Source organism: Haladaptatus halobius (assembly GCF_020618475.1).
Taxonomy (GTDB): domain Archaea; phylum Halobacteriota; class Halobacteria; order Halobacteriales; family Haladaptataceae; genus Haladaptatus; species Haladaptatus halobius.
Genome location: NZ_CP085335.1, coordinates 1,309,497 through 1,324,142, shown reverse-complemented (window position 1 = coordinate 1,324,142; position 14,646 = coordinate 1,309,497). Strand labels below are relative to the sequence as shown.

The following is a 14,646-nucleotide window of genomic DNA, read 5'->3' as shown; positions in this document are numbered from 1 at the left end:
TTTTGTACGACCCGCGCCTACCGAGAATCGTGCTCACGAAAGACCTGCTCCGCGTCTCTCGCGCCGGGGGAGGCTATCATCCGCAGTTCGCCGGGCGCGAACACCGCCCGCTAGTCGCGCGCGTCCTCGGCACGTATCAGGGACACGTGGGCGAACCGCGTTCCCGGCTTCGGTCTTCGCTCGCCGACCTCGAAACGGACGCCCCGGATTTCAAACTCGTGCGAGGGTTCGCCAAACTGCTCGAACGCGAGGCGATATTCGAACCACGGGCCGCCGTTCCGCCGGAGCGCGCCCGAAAAACCGCGTTCGAGGAGGCGGAGGCGGTCGGCGTCGTCAGCGACGCCGACCGCACGACCGCACTTCGGCGTGCGTCGGAGCGCCTCGACGCGACACCGGACGACATTTTCGAGTCGCTGTACGCCGATTTGGAAGAGCGCCAACTCCTCACCCTCTTCGACTCGCGCTGGAACCCCGACGAACTGGTCGCCCAGTACAATCTCTCGCTCGCCCAGACCGCGCTGTTCGACGCGACCGAACTCCGAATCCGAAGTTCGAACCCGAAGGCGCTCGTCTCCGCCGTCAAACGACTGCGATTGATGTACGAGATTCGGAAGACAGACGCCGGACGCGAGGTAGTCGTCACCGGCCCCGACGCGCTCTTTCGCTCGACGCGGCGGTACGGAACCAGATTCGCGCGCCTCCTCCGAACCGTGGTGAAAGCGGACGAGTGGCACCTCACCGCGACCGTCGACGACTACGGAACCGAGCGCGAACTCGTCCTCACCGACGCCGACCCCGTGCGCGCACCCGGAACCGAACCCGTGAGCGACGTGTCGTTCGACAGCAGCGTCGAACGCGAGTTCGCCGCCCGGTTCGAGGCGCTCGGTTTGGACTGGAACCTCGTGCGCGAACCGGAACCGCTCGAAGCAGGTGCCAGGGTGATGATTCCGGACTTCGCGTTCGACTACGAACACGCCGACTTTCGACTCTTCTTCGAGATAATGGGCTTCTGGACGCCGGAGTACATCGAGAAGAAACTCTCGCAACTCGACACGGTCGAGGACGTGGAACTGCTTGTGGCGGTGGACGAATCCCTCGGCGTGGGCGAGGAGATCGCGGCGCGCGACCACCGGGCCATCCTCTACTCGGGCGGGCGAATCCGCGTCAAGGACGTTCGCGACGCCCTCCGGCGCTACGAAGACGAACTCGTCGCGGAGAGCGCCGACTCGCTTCCGGACGAACTCGTGCCCGACGAAAACGCCGTCTCGCTGTCCGACCTCGCCGCCCGTCACGGCGTGAGCGAGGACGCGCTGGCCGACAAGGCGTTTCCGGAACACGAACGAGTCGGGCGGACGCTGGTTCGTCCCGCCGTCCTCTCCGCGCTGGCCGACGATATCGAAGACGGCATGGCCTACTCGGACGTGGAGCGGCTACTCGCCAACTCCGGCATCGAAGACGCCAGCGCCGTGCTCTCGGAACTCGGGTATTTGGTCGAGTGGGAGGGACTGAGCGGCGGAACGGTCAAGGAACGTTAGAGGTCGCGCTGTCGTCCCTGCGGCACGAGCGACTGGAGTTCGCCGTGAAGAAACAGCCCGACGCCGAGGGGTTCTCGCTCGCCCGCGAGTTCGTGGGCCGCGACGAGATAGCCCCAGTCGCCGTCCCAGTCGAGTTCTTGATCCTCTCCGCGCGCGAACCGCCGCGCCTGCTCGCGGTCGAGTTCGGCGACGTTCTTCGTCGCCAGCCGACCGAACCGCTGGGCCGCGTTCGTCGTCGGCTTCCAGTGTTTCTGGCGCGTGCGGAGGAACGTCATCCCGAGCGCCTCGATGCGAACCGGCGAACCGAGGTCGCCGCGGAGCACCCATATCTTTCCTTTCCCCTTCTCCCAGAACGAGTAGTCGTCGAACGTCTCCGGTGGGATACCGAACCGCTCGTCCCACCAATCGAGCACCTCCCGTCTTGTCGCGCGTCCCGACACCTGGCGCTCGTCGGCGGTGGCGGGGAGGCGGTCGAATCGCTGCCCGTCGTTCGTCGGTTTGTCGCTCACGCGCCCACCTCCAGTTTCGCGCAGAAGAATCCGCCCGTATCGTTGTGGTGTGGGTAGAATCGCTTCGCCGCCCGGACGCTCTCGTCGTACGCGTCGCCCCGCCACTCGGTGAGGCCGGGTTCGGAGCGAAGGCCGATGTCGAACTCGACGAGGCGGCAGTCCTCGTGCGCGAGGACGTGATCGAGGACGGCTTCGTTCTCCTCGGGCGCGAAGGTACAGGTGGAGTAAACGACTTCTCCGCCTTCTCGGGTGGCCTGCACAGCCCGCCGGAGGATGCCCTTCTGGACGCCCGCGACGCCCTCGATGTGGTCGAGGCTCCAATCGTCCAGCGCGGTTGGGTTCTTTCGAATCGTCCCCTCGCAGGAGCAGGGCACGTCCACGAGCGCAGCGTCGAAGGCCGAGAAGCCGAACGGTTTGAGCGAGAAGTTCCGGGCGTCCTGGTTCGTGACCGCGACGGAGGTGACGCCGAGTCGTTCGGTGTTGAACCGGAGCGCGGAGAGGCGTCCGAGGTTGCTGTCGTTCGCCACGACGAGGCCCTCGTCGTCCATCAGCTCGGCCAGTTGCGTCGTCTTGCTTCCGGGTGCGGCGCACGAGTCGAGCACGCGGTCGCCCGACTCGGGGGCGAGAACGAATGTGGGAATCGACGACACCTCCTCCTGCCCGTGCGTCCAGCCGTGAAACGACGGCCATGTGTTGCCCGGACTAGCGTCGATCTCCAGCACGTTCTCGTTCCACTCTCGCGGCGTCCACTCGACGTTCTCCGCGTCGAGCGCTCGCGTCACGCGCTTCCGAGTCGCCTTGATGCCGTTCACTCTGACGACGGACGGAAGCGGGCGCTCGCAGGCGGCGCGGAACGCCTCGAAGTCGTCGAGTATCGGTTCGTAACGCTCCAGTGCATCCATTACTCGGACGTGTGAGCGAGAGGCGTTTGTGGGTTTCGGAGCGTCCGTCACGATTCCGCCCGCGCAATTAAGTGGAATCCGTCCGAATCGTCACGTATGAGCAACATTACCGTGGTTGCCGACGACGTGGAACTGGACGCGCCGACGCTTGTCGAAGGACTGCCGGGGCTGGGTTTGGTCGGGAAGATCGCCACGGACCACCTCGTCGAGGAGTTCGACATGACCTACTACGCGGGGATCGACTGCGACGGCATCCCGCAGATAGCGGTGTACCAAGACGACGACCGAGAACTCCTCCCGCCAGTACGGCTCTACGCCGACGAGGAGCGTAATCTGGTCGCGCTGCGAAGCGACGTACCCGTCTCGCCGGATTCCGCGCCTGAGTTCGCCACCTGCGTCACCTCGTGGATAGAGTCGAACGACGCCACGCCGCTGTTCCTGAGCGGTCTCCCGCACCAGAAACAGGCTGACGAAGTGCCCAGTCTATACGGCGTCGCCACCGGCGACGCCGGAACCCTGCTCGACGATCACGACATCAGCGCGCCGAACGAGACCGGCGCGGTCAGCGGCCCGACCGGGGCGCTCCTCCACCGCGCCGGAAAGGAGAAACTCGACGCCGTCGGCCTCGTCGTGCAGTCCGACCCGCAGTTCCCTGACCCGGAAGCGTCCCGCATCCTCATCGAGAAGGGCATCGGCCCCCTCGCCGACGTCGACGCGAACACGGACGACCTTGTGGAGCGCGCCGAGGACATCCGCCAGCAGAAAGAGCAACTCGCCCAGCGAATGCAACAGGCCGAGTCGGAGGAGAGTTCGCAGGCCCAGCCGCTGCGGATGTTCCACTAGAACCGACCTTTTACGCCTGACGGCTCCCTGTAAAAGCTCGACCAAAAGCATTCCTCTTTCACTTCGCTACGCTCCGTTCAGTCGTCGGCCCACTCGCTTCGCTCGCGGTGAACCGCTGGCTCTTGGCGGCTGTGTTACCGGCAGATTCCCAGGGTTGTGTAGATTGCTGGATTTCTGGCGGTTGTGTCACCTGATACAACACTGCGGCAGGTCAATCAACGTTCTACCAGAACCGACGCGGCGAAGCCATCGTCTTTTTCAGCCCGAACCGCCTCTCCGGAGATATGACCGATGCCGACGCAACCGACGCCGAAGACGTCGACCTACAGCAGTTCCTCCGCGACGTGGACAAAGTGTACTCGGAGTACGAGAAGGGCTACATGGACGCCGACGCCGCCCTGTCGGTGCTCCGAGACCACCTCGACGCGCTCCGAGCGCAGGTCGATTGACCGATAAGCGCGCGACCCGATAGGAGAAGAATTATCGCACCGCGTTCCGTCGTTTCGGGCGTATGACCGGCTTTTCGGACAGGGTCGAACGCGTATCGATAAGCGGTATCCGGAAGGTGTTCGAGGCCGCGGGCGAGGACGCCATCAACCTCGGCATCGGGCAACCCGACTTCCCGACACCGGATCACGCTCGGCGCGCCGCGCTCGACGCCATCGAATCGGGTGCGACCGACGCCTACACGCCGAACAAGGGCTTCCCGCAGCTTCGGGACGCCATCAGCGCGAAACACGAGCGGGACAACGACCTGGACATCTCGCCGGAGAACGTCATCGCCACCGCGGGCGGGAGCGAAGCCCTCCATATCGTCATGGAAGCCCATGTGGATCCGGGCGAGGAGGTCATCTTCCCCGACCCCGGATTCGTCGCCTACGACGCCCTGACGCACATCGCCGGGGGGACGCCGAAACCCGTGCCCGTCCGCGAAGACCTGACGCTCGACCCTGCGACCGTCGAGGAGAACATCACCGAGGAGACGGCGGCGTTCGTCGTCAACAGCCCCGGCAACCCGACCGGCGCGGTGTCCGGCGAAGAAGATATCCGGGAGTTTGCCCGCATCGCCGACGAGCACGACGTGCTCTGTATCTCCGACGAGGTGTACGAACACATCGTCTTCGACGGCGACCACCACTCGCCCATGCAGTTCGCCGAGTCCGACAACGTCGTCGTCGTCAACGCCTGCTCGAAATCCTACTCGATGACCGGGTGGCGACTCGGCTGGGTCGCGGCGAGCGAGCGGCGAATCGAGCGAATGCTCCGCGTCCACCAGTACGTGCAGGCCTGCGCGAGCGCCCCGGCACAGTTCGCCGCGGAAGCCGCCCTCTCCGGCCCGCAAGACCCCGTCGACGAGATGGTCGCCGCCTTCGAAGAGCGCCGGGACGTGCTCTTGGACGGCCTCTCCGCCATCGGTCTCGAAACCCCGACGCCATCCGGGGCGTTCTACGCGATGCCGAAGGTTCCCGAGGGATGGGTGGACGAGGTGCTCTCGCGCGGCGTCATCGTCGTCCCCGGCGAAGCCTTCGGCGAGAACGGCGCGGGATACGCCCGCATCTCCTACGCGACGGGCATCGAGGAGATCGAAGAAGCACTCGAAGTGATGGGTGAAGCGGCGCGCGCGGTTCGGTAATCGAATTCTCCCTTCCTCAAAGAAGTACTGCACCGCTTTCGCTTGTGACGATGCTGTACAGCCTTGCCGTGGTAATCGACGGTGGATTCGCTGCTGTGGACGGACACCGCTCGTTAGTACGTGGAAATCCCCCTCCGAGATTACGAATCAGCTTCTAGAAGCGAACGGACGGATAAAACGACCGCCGCTACTGAAATTCGTCAGGGTTGATTCTCCGAGTCGGTGAAATCATGACGGAGTCATCACCAGCATTGTACGCTCTCGCGGTCGTGGTCGTCGCAGGATTCGTATTGAGTGTCGGCGGGAATGCATTCTCCTTCTCGGCCGAGAACAGTGTCCATTCGAACCAAAACCGTACAGGAACGACGAATCCGTGTCCAACCACCGGAACCACCGATGACGATTCAACGAGACTCGAACGACGTTCGAGACGGGGACGGTAGACAACTTCACCACCGGGGAAGACCGAACTCGAGCGACGAGAACGATCCGAACGACGGATGGCGGAAACTTCACGACCGGAACCGAAGACGGCGATCGCTTCACGACCGGGACGACCGAGACCGTCACTACCCGCACCGAAGATGGCACGTTCACAACCGGCACCGAAGGTGGGGTCTTCACCACTGGAACTGAAACTAATCGCACCGAGACGACTACGCCGTGTCCGACCGTCGGAACCAGAAGCCGATAACCGACGATTTTGTTTCGGACGGTAGTACTACACCCCACATTGGCCTGTGATTTTATCTTCGTCGCAACCGTGATTCGATTCGATGTCCATCTCGCGCCGCGGTTCCGGCGTCGCTCCCGCCACCCGCGCCGTCACTTCGCAGGTTCATCCGGTGTTCATGCTCCCGCCCATCGCCGCCTCGTGGTTCGGGAGCATGTTAGCCCAGCAGTTCTCGCTCGTGACGGGGGCGCTCCACGTGACTGCCATCTTCGCGGCGGTCTACACGGCCCACGTCAAGGACGGCTACGTCGATTTTCACGTCCGCGGCGAGGACGACGACCACCCCCTGACCGCCAAGGGGTGTAAACTCCTGCTCGCCGCCGCGACCGCCCTCTTCTTCGCATGTCTCGCCGGACTCTGGGCGGTCGTCGGCCTCGGCGCGGCGCTCGTCACACTCCCGACGTGGTTCGTCGGCTACTTCCACGCGCCGCAACTCGACACGAACCCCGTCACCGCGACGAGCGGCTATCCGTTCGGCATCGCGCTCGCCATCCTCGGCGGCTACTACGTGCAGACCCGGACGTTCGCGCCCGTCTCCGCCGCGTTCGCGCTCGTCTTCCTCGTGCTCCTCTCGGGCGTGAAGGTCGTCGACGACGCGCAGGACTACGAGTACGACCGCACCATCTCGAAGCGCACCGTCGCGGTCGTCCTCGGACGCGAGCGTGCTCGAACCACCGCGTTCGCCCTCATGGTGCTCGCCCTGCTCGGCGTCCTCGGCTTCGCCGTGGCGCGGGTCTTTCCGCCGAGTACCGTCCTCGCGGCGGTGGCGTTCGCCGTCGTGGCGGGTATCGCGTATCGAACTGGACCGGAACTCGCCACGATGTTGCTCATCCGCGGGTCGTACGTCTTCCTCGCGCTGCTGCTCGCGGCGGTCTGGTTCCGTCCACTTTCCTAACACTTTTCCCGGCGCGAGTACAGCAGTTCGTATGCCCGACTGGCTCGAATCGTCCGACGTACTCGCCGAGCAGTACGCGGATTCCGAGAATTTGGACGCTCGAATCGCCTTCCACAAAGAGTACAGCACGGCGGAACGCGAGTTCCGCGCGTGGCAGTTTGACCAGTTCGACTGCAACTCCGACGCGCGAGTGCTCTGCGTCGGGTGCGGCCCGGCGGAGTTGTGGAGCGCGAACCGCAAACGCATTCCAGATAGGTGGTCGATTATGTTGACAGATTTCTCGCCGGGGATGGTCGAGACCGCCCGCGAGAACGTCACCGACTGCGACGGGTCGTTCTCGTCGCGGGTCGCCGACGCGAGCGACCTCCCCTTCAAGAACGACTCGTTCGACGCGGCGACGGCAAACCATATGCTGTACCACGTTCGCGACCGTGAGGCCGCCATCGCGGAGTTGCGTCGGGTGCTGAAACCCGCCGGAATCCTGTACGCGACGACGAACGGTGACCGTCACTTGGTCGAACTCTTCGACACCCTCGAATCGGTGCTCGGCGAGAGACCGGCGCGTTCGACGGGGTTCACGCTCGAAAACGGGCACGAACAACTCGACCATCGGTTCGACGACGTCGAACTCCGACGATACGACACCGCCCTCGCCGTTACCGATGTCGAACCGGTGGTCGCGTACGCCCTCTCGCGCGAGGACGTGGACGAATCCCTCGCGGACGACCTGCGAGGGGCGTTCGCGGCCCAGTTCGAAGACGGCGTCTTCCGCGTCTCGAAGGACGTCGGGACGTTCGTTGCGCGTGGATAAGCGTCGCCAAACGAGAAGACGTCGAGTGTGAAGCCAAAATCCCGGGCGCGAGTGGCACACCGAGGCGACGTTCGAATCGGACAGCTGACCGAAATAATACTTACACTCCCCCTTACCGTTTGGAAGACGTACTCGTGACCGAACCTGCCGTAACCGCCGAGAAAGCCTACGCCTACGTCACCCGCGACTGCGCGCGAACCGAGCTACTCGTGTTCGAACACGCCGACCGGGAGGCGGGCGTGCAGGTTCCGAAAGGCGGTATCGAGGACGGGGAAGCCCCCCGCGAGGCGGTCGTCCGGGAAGTGAAAGAGGAGAGCGGTCTGACGGAGTTCGAGTCGATACGCCGGCTGACCACGGACGTGTGGCACCACCACGAAAAGCCGAAAGCCTACCGCCGCCACTTTTTCCACATTGAGGCCGACGAGGGCCGCGACGAGTGGCGACACACCGTCACGGGCGACGGCAACGACTGCGGCGTCGTCTATCGTTACTTCTGGATTCATCCGGAAACGATGTCACTCGCACGAGATATGGACGACCACATCGAGCGAGTGCTGTAGTCGGCGCGAGTCACGCGTCGAGCGACCGACACCGCCGGGTCCAACGCTCTTCGAACGTCGAGTCCGAAACCACTCGCCCCGCGAGGTCAGCGATTTCGGTGATTCTTTCGTCCTCGCACCACGACACGCACTGCTCGTACACGGGCATCGAAATATCGTCGGTGTCTCGGACGACGCGAAGTTCCCCCGTACCCGCGAGGTGTGCGACGAACGCGCGGGTGTGGCCGTCCGTCAGCGTCCACTCGCCGCCAATCTCCCGAACGGGAAGCGGGTCATAGTTCGGGCTGTCGAAGTCGAACCACGCCGCGACCGACGCGAGTTTGGCTCCGTTCAGATACAGCTGACTCGGCCGAACCTCGGCCAGCGGAACGACGAACGACCCGGACATGCGTCCACGTCAACGCTTATCCGCGAAAATCCCGTCGATGTAACCGTGACAGAGCTCGCTCACGACGAGGCGGTCGTCGACGGCGTTCGGCTCCACTACGTCGAAGCGGGAGACGGCCCACTCGTCGTTCTTCTGCACGGATTTCCGGAGTTCTGGTACTCGTGGCGCGAGCAGATTCCGGCGCTCGTCGAAGCCGGATTCCGCGTCGTCGCGCCGGACATGCGGGGCTACAACACCTCCGAGAAGCCGCGAGGGGTCGGGCAGTATCGACTGGACAAACTGGTCGGCGATGTGGTGGCGCTCGTCGACCACTTCGACGAGGAGACCGCACACGTCGTAGGACACGATTGGGGCGGACTGGTCGCGTGGGAGACGGCGATTCGCCACCCCGAGCACGTCGAACGGCTCGCAGTGCTGAACGCCCCGCATCCCGGCAGATATAGAGAGGCGATTCGGTCGCCCGAACAGCTGCTGCGCTCGTGGTACGCGCTTTTCTTTCAGCTACCGAAACTACCGGAGCTCCTGCTGTCCGCCCGCAACTACGCCGGTATTGAGGGGATGCTCCGCGGAAGCGCCGAGAACCCGGATGCATTCACCGAGAGAGACATCCGCCGGTACGTCGAAGCCGCCGCCCGACCGGGTGCGCTGACGGCCTCCATCGACTACTATCGGGCGGCGTTCCGCGAGAACGCTCGTGAGGAACTTCGCGTCCTCCTCGGCGGGACGAGGCGCTCGTTCGACGTGTGCGTCCCGACGCTGTTAATCTGGGGCGAGCGAGACCCGGCGCTCGCAGTCGAGTTGACGGACGGACTGGAGCGATGGGTGTCCGACATCAGAGTCGAGCGATTGCCGGAGGTGGGACACGGTGTGCAGAACGACCGTCCCGACCACGTGAACGAACTGCTGGTCGAATTTTTCGGGCCATAGATTTTTCGTCGGCTCCGACCGATAGCCACACGATGCTGCTCGTACTGGAGAACGAGGTGAATCCGGAGGTTCGTTACTTTGTCCGCGCGATGTCCGAGTTCCTCCCGGAGCACGCGGTCTACGACTACGTGAACGAAGATGACCGACCGTCGCTTTTAGGCGTCGACGGGATCGTCGTCGCCGGGAGCACGGCGGGCGTGTACGAGCGCGAGGAGTACCCGTGGATGGACGAGGAGGCCGCGCTGGTTCGTGAACTAGTCGAGCGTCGGATTCCCACGCTTGGCGTCTGTTTCGGCCACCAACTCGTGAATTACGCGCTCGGCGGATCGGTCGAACACCGCGGGTTGATGGCGGAACTGGTGCACGCCGATTTCGCGGACGACCCGCTGTTCGAAGGAGTCGACGACGTGATTCCGGCGATTCACGGCGACCACGTGACCGAACTGGGCGACGGGATGGAAAGCATCGCCTCGGCTCCTCACTGTGAACACTTCGCTACCCGACACCGGGACGCACCGCTCTGGACGGTACAGTTCCATCCGGAGTTCACCGACGCGCTTCTGCCGAAGATCGCCGCCGATTTTAACTGGCACGAAAACGACCTCTCGTTCGCCGACGCGACCGGGGAGAAGGTCTTCGAGAACTTCGCTCGACTGGTCGACGACTGACGTTTTCGTGGACTCCCTACCCCGAACTGTGCCAGTGGTCGCGGGCATCGCGGGCGATTGCTTCATGGTCTTTGTGCCATACGGGAACGTCCTCGATAGCCCGGTACCGAACGTCGGTTCCTTCGCGGGACGTCTCGATCTCACCCCCTGTGACGGTGCAGAGATAGACGTGTCTCACCAAACAGTGCGGGCCATACTCGCCGGGTTTTCGGGTGTAGACGCCGACGAAGTCGTTCGGTTCGACCGCGAGACCGGTTTCCTCTCGCGTCTCGCGAACGACGGTTTCGTCGGGTGACTCGTTGGGGTCCGAGAAGCCGCCCGGAAGACACCACGTTTCGTCGTCCGCGCGCAGTTGGAGGAGAACTCTCCCGTCGGCATTGAAAACGGCCGCGTCGGCGCTCACCTTCGGCGTGACGTAGCCGACTTCCCCGGCGAAACGCGCACGAACGTCTTCGGGCGGTAGATCGACTGACTGACCGTACCACTCGCTGACCAGCGTCAGGATTCGCTCGTAACGTTCCTCGTCGTAGGGGTCGTCCGCGTGTTCCAGCCCGACCTGCGCCACGATGCGGAGTTCGTCGAGCAGGGCGAGAAAGTCGTCGTCGGTGTTCATCATAGTAGGGCCGTCTGGTTCGGATCTACTTCGCGGTGCTGACGATCTTTATCACGTCGCCCTCCTCCAGTTCGTAGGAGTCACCGATGTCGCGGTCGGTCTTCGCGTTCACGGCGTGGAGGTAGCTGTCGCCGATGTCGCTATGAACCGCGTAGGCGAGATCCGGAGGCGTCGAACCGCGCGGGAGCAGGAAGGCGTCGGGGAGGACGTTCCCCTGTCCGTCCGTCCACTTGGATTCGTTCTGCACCGGGTAGGCCGTGATTCGGTCGAGTAGGTCGTACACCGCCGAATCGAGGGCTTGCTGAACGCCCGTGCCGCCCCACTCCCGCATGACGGTTCGAATTCGTTCGAGTCCCGCCTTTTGTTGGTCGCTGACGTCGCCGACCACGTCGAAATCGTCGTCGCCGGGGTCGTAGTCCACGACGCCCGCCTCGACCCCCTGCCTGAGCGCGAGTTCGCCCTCCGCGGTTGCGGGAACGACGAGTTTGTCCGTCTCGCGGAGGCGTTCGACGTTCTCCTCCGGAGCGACGTCGGCCTTGTTGGCGACGAGGATGATGGGTTTGGTTCGAGCGCGGATGTCGCGGGCGAGTTCCTCGCGGTGTTCGTCCGTCCACTGTTGGGGGTCGTCGGGGTAGTCCAGTTCGCGGAGGCTAGCGGCCACTTCGTGTTCGGTCGCGCCGAACCCCGTCAGCAGCTCCGCGAGGGCGTCGTCGATGTCGAAGCCGGGCGAGCGGGATTGGCGTTCGACTCCCTCCCAGTTGCGCTCGATGATACCGGCCAACCACTGATCCATCTCCTCCTCAATGAAGTTCACCTCCTCGACGGGGTCGTAGCTCCCGACCTCGACGGGTTCGCCCTCCTCGTTCGTCCCGCCGGAAGCGTCCACGACGTTGACGATGGCGTCGGCGTTCGTCAACTCGTCCAGAAACTGGTTGCCGAGGCCGCGCCCCTCGTGTGCGCCCGGCACGAGTCCGGCCACGTCGAGCAGTTCGACGGGGACGTAGCGTTTTCCGTCGTGGCAGTTCTCGTTGCCGCACCGCTCGTTGCGTTCGAGGCAGGGACAGTCCGTGCGGACGTAGCTCACCCCGCGGTTCGCGTCGATGGTGGTGAAGGGGTAGTTCGCCACGTCCACCTCGGCCAGCGTCGCCGCCTTGTAGAAGGTGGACTTCCCGGCGTTGGGTTTGCCCGCTAGCGCGATGGAAATCATGCGTACTCCTATCAGGGTGTCGTGGAACTACCTTTCGGTTCTCCGAGGCGGGGACGGGGTCGAAATCGAGTGACCCTCGATAGCGAGCGACGCCGTCGATAAAAATAAGTGCTGATGAGTGGTAACAGTGGTCATGGAGTTCTCCGAGAAACTCGAGTTCGGCCACGAAGACCGCAAGCAAATCTACGAGTACGTGGAGCGACACGGTACCGCGAACGCCGACGAGGTGCAGGGGACGCTCCGAATCGACCCCAGCGGATTCCGCCATCACGTCGCCATCCTCCGGCGCGACGGCTACCTCACGGAGGACGACGGCGTCCTCTCTGTCGCGCTCGAAACCGGCGCCGAGGAGGAGTACGACACCGAGGACGTGGCGTTCGTCATTCGGCCCGCCCGACAGGAAGACCTCTCCGGCATCGTCGGCGCGATTCGACAGGTCGCGGAGGAGGGGTCCTACATCGTCGCCGAGAGCGTCGCCGACGAGATCGACCATCAGGACGCCCTGCTCCGCCACAACGAACTCGAATCGCGGATGTTCTTCGTAGCGACGGTCGACGATGAAGTCGTCGGGTGGGTACACCTTCACGCACCCGAACTCGACAAACTCAGTCACACCGCCGAACTGACGGTCGGCGTGCTGGAGGAGTACCGCGGTAACGGTATCGGCAGCCACCTCCTCGAACGCGGACTGGAGTGGGCCGGGTCGAACGGCTACGAGAAGGTGTACCAGAGCGCCCCCTCGACCAACCAGAACGCCATCGCGTTCCTCGAAGCCCACGACTGGGAGACCGAGGCGGTGCGCGAAGACCACTACAAGATGAACGGCGACTACGTGGACGAAGTGATGATGGCGGTGAAGCTGTAGCGCCGCCGAGACTCGAGGTCTTTCCTACCGCCGAAATCCATCGTGCGAATCGAGTAACCGCCGCTGTTAATCGCTGTGCCGGGTGAAGTTCCGGAGGAGGCGGTCGCCGAACGCGAGCACGAGAAGCGCGCCGAGGAGGTTGAAACAGAGGTCGAGGACGGTGTCGCGCGCGCTGTACGGGATGAGCACGGGGTCGAGGCCGAGGCGGTCGGTGACCGCGTGGACGGCGTACTCCATGATCTCCCACAGGACGCCGGCACCGACGATGACGGCAAGAACGTGCGGTCGGGGGTCGTCGCCGCGACGGTCGGCGGCGGCGTGGACGAATCCGCCGAGGAGCGTCGCGGAGAGGGTGTGCGTGACGTGGTCCCACCACCACGTGTCGTCGTACGGGCCGAGCATTCCGACGGCGTGAGCGAGCATTACGATCGCCGTGTACACGCGTTGCCACGGCCGGAACGTGACGTCGTACCGGTGTTCGACGACGTCGGGGAAGTAGGTGGCCGCGAATGCGAGAATGGCGTTCACGACCCCGCCCGAGTTCCGTCGGCGAAGACCCTCGGTGAACACGCCGAGAGTCGCAAGCCTGATGCTGCGTTCGGCCCTTCGAGCCATAGAACGCCACACTGTTCCCGTCATGAGTGCAGTAGTCGATGGTGACGGTGACAGCCGGAAATAGGTTCGCATTCCCGGTCGGCAGTCGCCCGAACTCGTGAAGCGCTGCTGTCCGCGGCAGTCGAGTCACGGAGCTATCTCCCCGGCAATCACGCGCGATTGAAAAAGGATCACGATTACAGAGCGATTCGCCCGCCGCCCGCCACCCCCGCGCTACTGCTCGTGGCGAACCGGGAACGCGACTTCGACGGTCGTCTTGTATCCCGTTATCTCCCCGTCTTCCACGTCCGCCGTCCAGTCTTCGACTTCGATACCGTGGATGTCGTCGATGGTCTGACTAGCCTGTTCGACCGCCTCGCGGGCGGCGTCCTCCCACGATTCGTCGGAGGTGCCGAGCACTTTGATTATCTTCACTGCCGTCATGGCACACACCCTACGCTGTCCCGGACATAGCCTCTTGTGGCCGACTCGTGAATCGAGGTGCGAGAAACTGCCGGTCGATACTTGTACCGTCCCGTCGTTCCCCCGCTGGGGAGAACATGGATTACAGTGAGTTCATCGGTCAGGTGCAGCACCGACTGGAACTGGGGAAGCAAGGCAAGACGGTTCGAGCGATCCGCGCCACGCTGACGACGCTCGGCGAGCGATTACAGGAAGGCGAAGCGACCGACCTCGCCGGTCCGCTTCCGATGGAGATCGACTGGTACCTCGAAAACGCCGAGTCTGGTCAGCGATTCGATTACGACGAGTTCGTCTCCCGCGTCGCCGACCGGGCGAGCGTCGAACGGGACGAGGCGAACTTCTACGCGCAGTCCATCGTGTCGCTCCTCGCCGAGGTCGTCCCGGAAGGGGAATTCCAGCAGGTTCGCCAACAGCTTCCCGAGGAGTACGACCCACTCTTCAAACTCGTCGGCGTGGAGTTTGACTGACGCCGGATTCGGG

19 protein-coding genes are annotated in these 14,646 nt (G+C 64.0%); 12 read left to right on the top strand and 7 right to left on the bottom strand.

Features of this window, described 5'->3' with window-relative positions:
• Positions 1 to 29 precede the first annotated feature (29 nt).
• On the top strand, positions 30 to 1,535 hold the full coding sequence (locus LIW51_RS07430) for a DUF790 family protein (protein WP_227376565.1): 1,506 nt from the start codon (positions 30 to 32) through the stop codon (positions 1,533 to 1,535).
• Here the strand turns inward: LIW51_RS07430 and LIW51_RS07425 are convergent.
• Both LIW51_RS07425 and LIW51_RS07420 read right to left on the bottom strand, forming a co-directional pair.
• Positions 1,532 to 2,044: a DUF7122 family protein gene (locus LIW51_RS07425; RefSeq protein WP_227376564.1), complete on the bottom strand. Its 513-nt coding sequence runs from the start codon at positions 2,042 to 2,044 to the stop codon at positions 1,532 to 1,534. The genes LIW51_RS07430 and LIW51_RS07425 overlap by 4 nt on opposite strands.
• Complete coding sequence (locus LIW51_RS07420; protein WP_227376563.1) at positions 2,041 to 2,946, bottom strand: RsmB/NOP family class I SAM-dependent RNA methyltransferase; 906 nt, start codon at positions 2,944 to 2,946, stop codon at positions 2,041 to 2,043. Before LIW51_RS07420 ends, LIW51_RS07425 begins: the two co-directional genes overlap by 4 nt.
• Positions 2,947 to 3,042: 96 nt before the next feature.
• Here LIW51_RS07420 and LIW51_RS07415 point away from each other — a divergent pair, with 96 nt between their 5' ends.
• From LIW51_RS07415 to LIW51_RS07385, 7 genes are all read left to right on the top strand, one after another.
• A complete protein-coding gene (locus tag LIW51_RS07415) occupies positions 3,043 to 3,789 on the top strand; it encodes a proteasome assembly chaperone family protein (protein WP_227376562.1) in 747 nt (248 codons plus the stop codon).
• Between the two features lie 284 nt (positions 3,790 to 4,073).
• Positions 4,074 to 4,238, top strand: coding sequence for a hypothetical protein (locus tag LIW51_RS07410; protein ID WP_227376561.1), 165 nt, complete (start codon positions 4,074 to 4,076; stop codon positions 4,236 to 4,238).
• A 62-nt stretch (positions 4,239 to 4,300) separates the two neighbouring features.
• Entirely contained in the window at positions 4,301 to 5,422 is a 1,122-nt protein-coding gene (locus LIW51_RS07405) for a pyridoxal phosphate-dependent aminotransferase (protein WP_227376560.1), read from the top strand.
• Positions 5,423 to 5,652: 230 nt separating this feature from the next.
• Complete coding sequence (locus tag LIW51_RS07400) at positions 5,653 to 5,865, top strand: hypothetical protein (protein WP_227376559.1); 213 nt, start codon at positions 5,653 to 5,655, stop codon at positions 5,863 to 5,865.
• A gap of 333 nt (positions 5,866 to 6,198) precedes the next feature.
• Positions 6,199 to 7,050: a UbiA family prenyltransferase gene (locus LIW51_RS07395; protein WP_227376558.1), complete on the top strand. Its 852-nt coding sequence runs from the start codon at positions 6,199 to 6,201 to the stop codon at positions 7,048 to 7,050.
• Between the two features lie 31 nt (positions 7,051 to 7,081).
• Entirely contained in the window at positions 7,082 to 7,861 is a 780-nt protein-coding gene (locus LIW51_RS07390; protein ID WP_227376557.1) for a class I SAM-dependent methyltransferase, read from the top strand.
• A gap of 119 nt (positions 7,862 to 7,980) precedes the next feature.
• The gene (locus LIW51_RS07385; RefSeq protein ID WP_227376556.1) at positions 7,981 to 8,421 is read left to right on the top strand and encodes an NUDIX hydrolase; all 441 of its coding nucleotides are present in this window, start codon (positions 7,981 to 7,983) and stop codon (positions 8,419 to 8,421) included.
• Positions 8,422 to 8,431: 10 nt separating this feature from the next.
• Here the strand turns inward: LIW51_RS07385 and LIW51_RS07380 are convergent, their stop codons facing one another.
• Positions 8,432 to 8,809, bottom strand: a complete 378-nt coding sequence (locus tag LIW51_RS07380; RefSeq protein WP_227376555.1) for a hypothetical protein — start codon at positions 8,807 to 8,809, stop codon at positions 8,432 to 8,434.
• A gap of 45 nt (positions 8,810 to 8,854) precedes the next feature.
• On the opposite strand from LIW51_RS07380, the gene LIW51_RS07375 reads away from it, so the two are divergent.
• Complete coding sequence (locus LIW51_RS07375; protein ID WP_227376554.1) at positions 8,855 to 9,736, top strand: alpha/beta fold hydrolase; 882 nt, start codon at positions 8,855 to 8,857, stop codon at positions 9,734 to 9,736.
• A gap of 32 nt (positions 9,737 to 9,768) precedes the next feature.
• Positions 9,769 to 10,404 carry a type 1 glutamine amidotransferase gene (locus tag LIW51_RS07370; RefSeq protein ID WP_227376553.1) on the top strand — a complete coding sequence of 212 codons (636 nt, stop codon included), beginning with the start codon at positions 9,769 to 9,771 and terminating at the stop codon, positions 10,402 to 10,404.
• A 16-nt stretch (positions 10,405 to 10,420) separates the two neighbouring features.
• Here LIW51_RS07370 and LIW51_RS07365 read toward each other — a convergent pair whose 3' ends face one another.
• Complete coding sequence (locus LIW51_RS07365; protein WP_227376552.1) at positions 10,421 to 11,017, bottom strand: NUDIX hydrolase N-terminal domain-containing protein; 597 nt, start codon at positions 11,015 to 11,017, stop codon at positions 10,421 to 10,423.
• A gap of 25 nt (positions 11,018 to 11,042) precedes the next feature.
• Positions 11,043 to 12,224 carry a redox-regulated ATPase YchF gene (locus LIW51_RS07360; protein ID WP_227376551.1) on the bottom strand — a complete coding sequence of 394 codons (1,182 nt, stop codon included), beginning with the start codon at positions 12,222 to 12,224 and terminating at the stop codon, positions 11,043 to 11,045.
• A gap of 133 nt (positions 12,225 to 12,357) precedes the next feature.
• On the opposite strand from LIW51_RS07360, the gene LIW51_RS07355 reads away from it, so the two are divergent.
• On the top strand, positions 12,358 to 13,089 hold the full coding sequence (locus LIW51_RS07355; protein WP_227376550.1) for a GNAT family N-acetyltransferase: 732 nt from the start codon (positions 12,358 to 12,360) through the stop codon (positions 13,087 to 13,089).
• A gap of 66 nt (positions 13,090 to 13,155) precedes the next feature.
• Here the strand turns inward: LIW51_RS07355 and LIW51_RS07350 are convergent, their stop codons facing one another.
• Both LIW51_RS07350 and LIW51_RS07345 read right to left on the bottom strand, forming a co-directional pair.
• Entirely contained in the window at positions 13,156 to 13,704 is a 549-nt protein-coding gene (locus LIW51_RS07350; protein ID WP_227376549.1) for a DUF2238 domain-containing protein, read from the bottom strand.
• Between the two features lie 213 nt (positions 13,705 to 13,917).
• Positions 13,918 to 14,127, bottom strand: coding sequence for a dodecin family protein (locus LIW51_RS07345; RefSeq protein ID WP_227376548.1), 210 nt, complete (start codon positions 14,125 to 14,127; stop codon positions 13,918 to 13,920).
• A 116-nt stretch (positions 14,128 to 14,243) separates the two neighbouring features.
• On the opposite strand from LIW51_RS07345, the gene LIW51_RS07340 reads away from it, so the two are divergent.
• Positions 14,244 to 14,633, top strand: a complete 390-nt coding sequence (locus LIW51_RS07340; RefSeq protein ID WP_227376547.1) for a DUF2267 domain-containing protein — start codon at positions 14,244 to 14,246, stop codon at positions 14,631 to 14,633.
• Positions 14,634 to 14,646 lie beyond the last annotated feature (13 nt).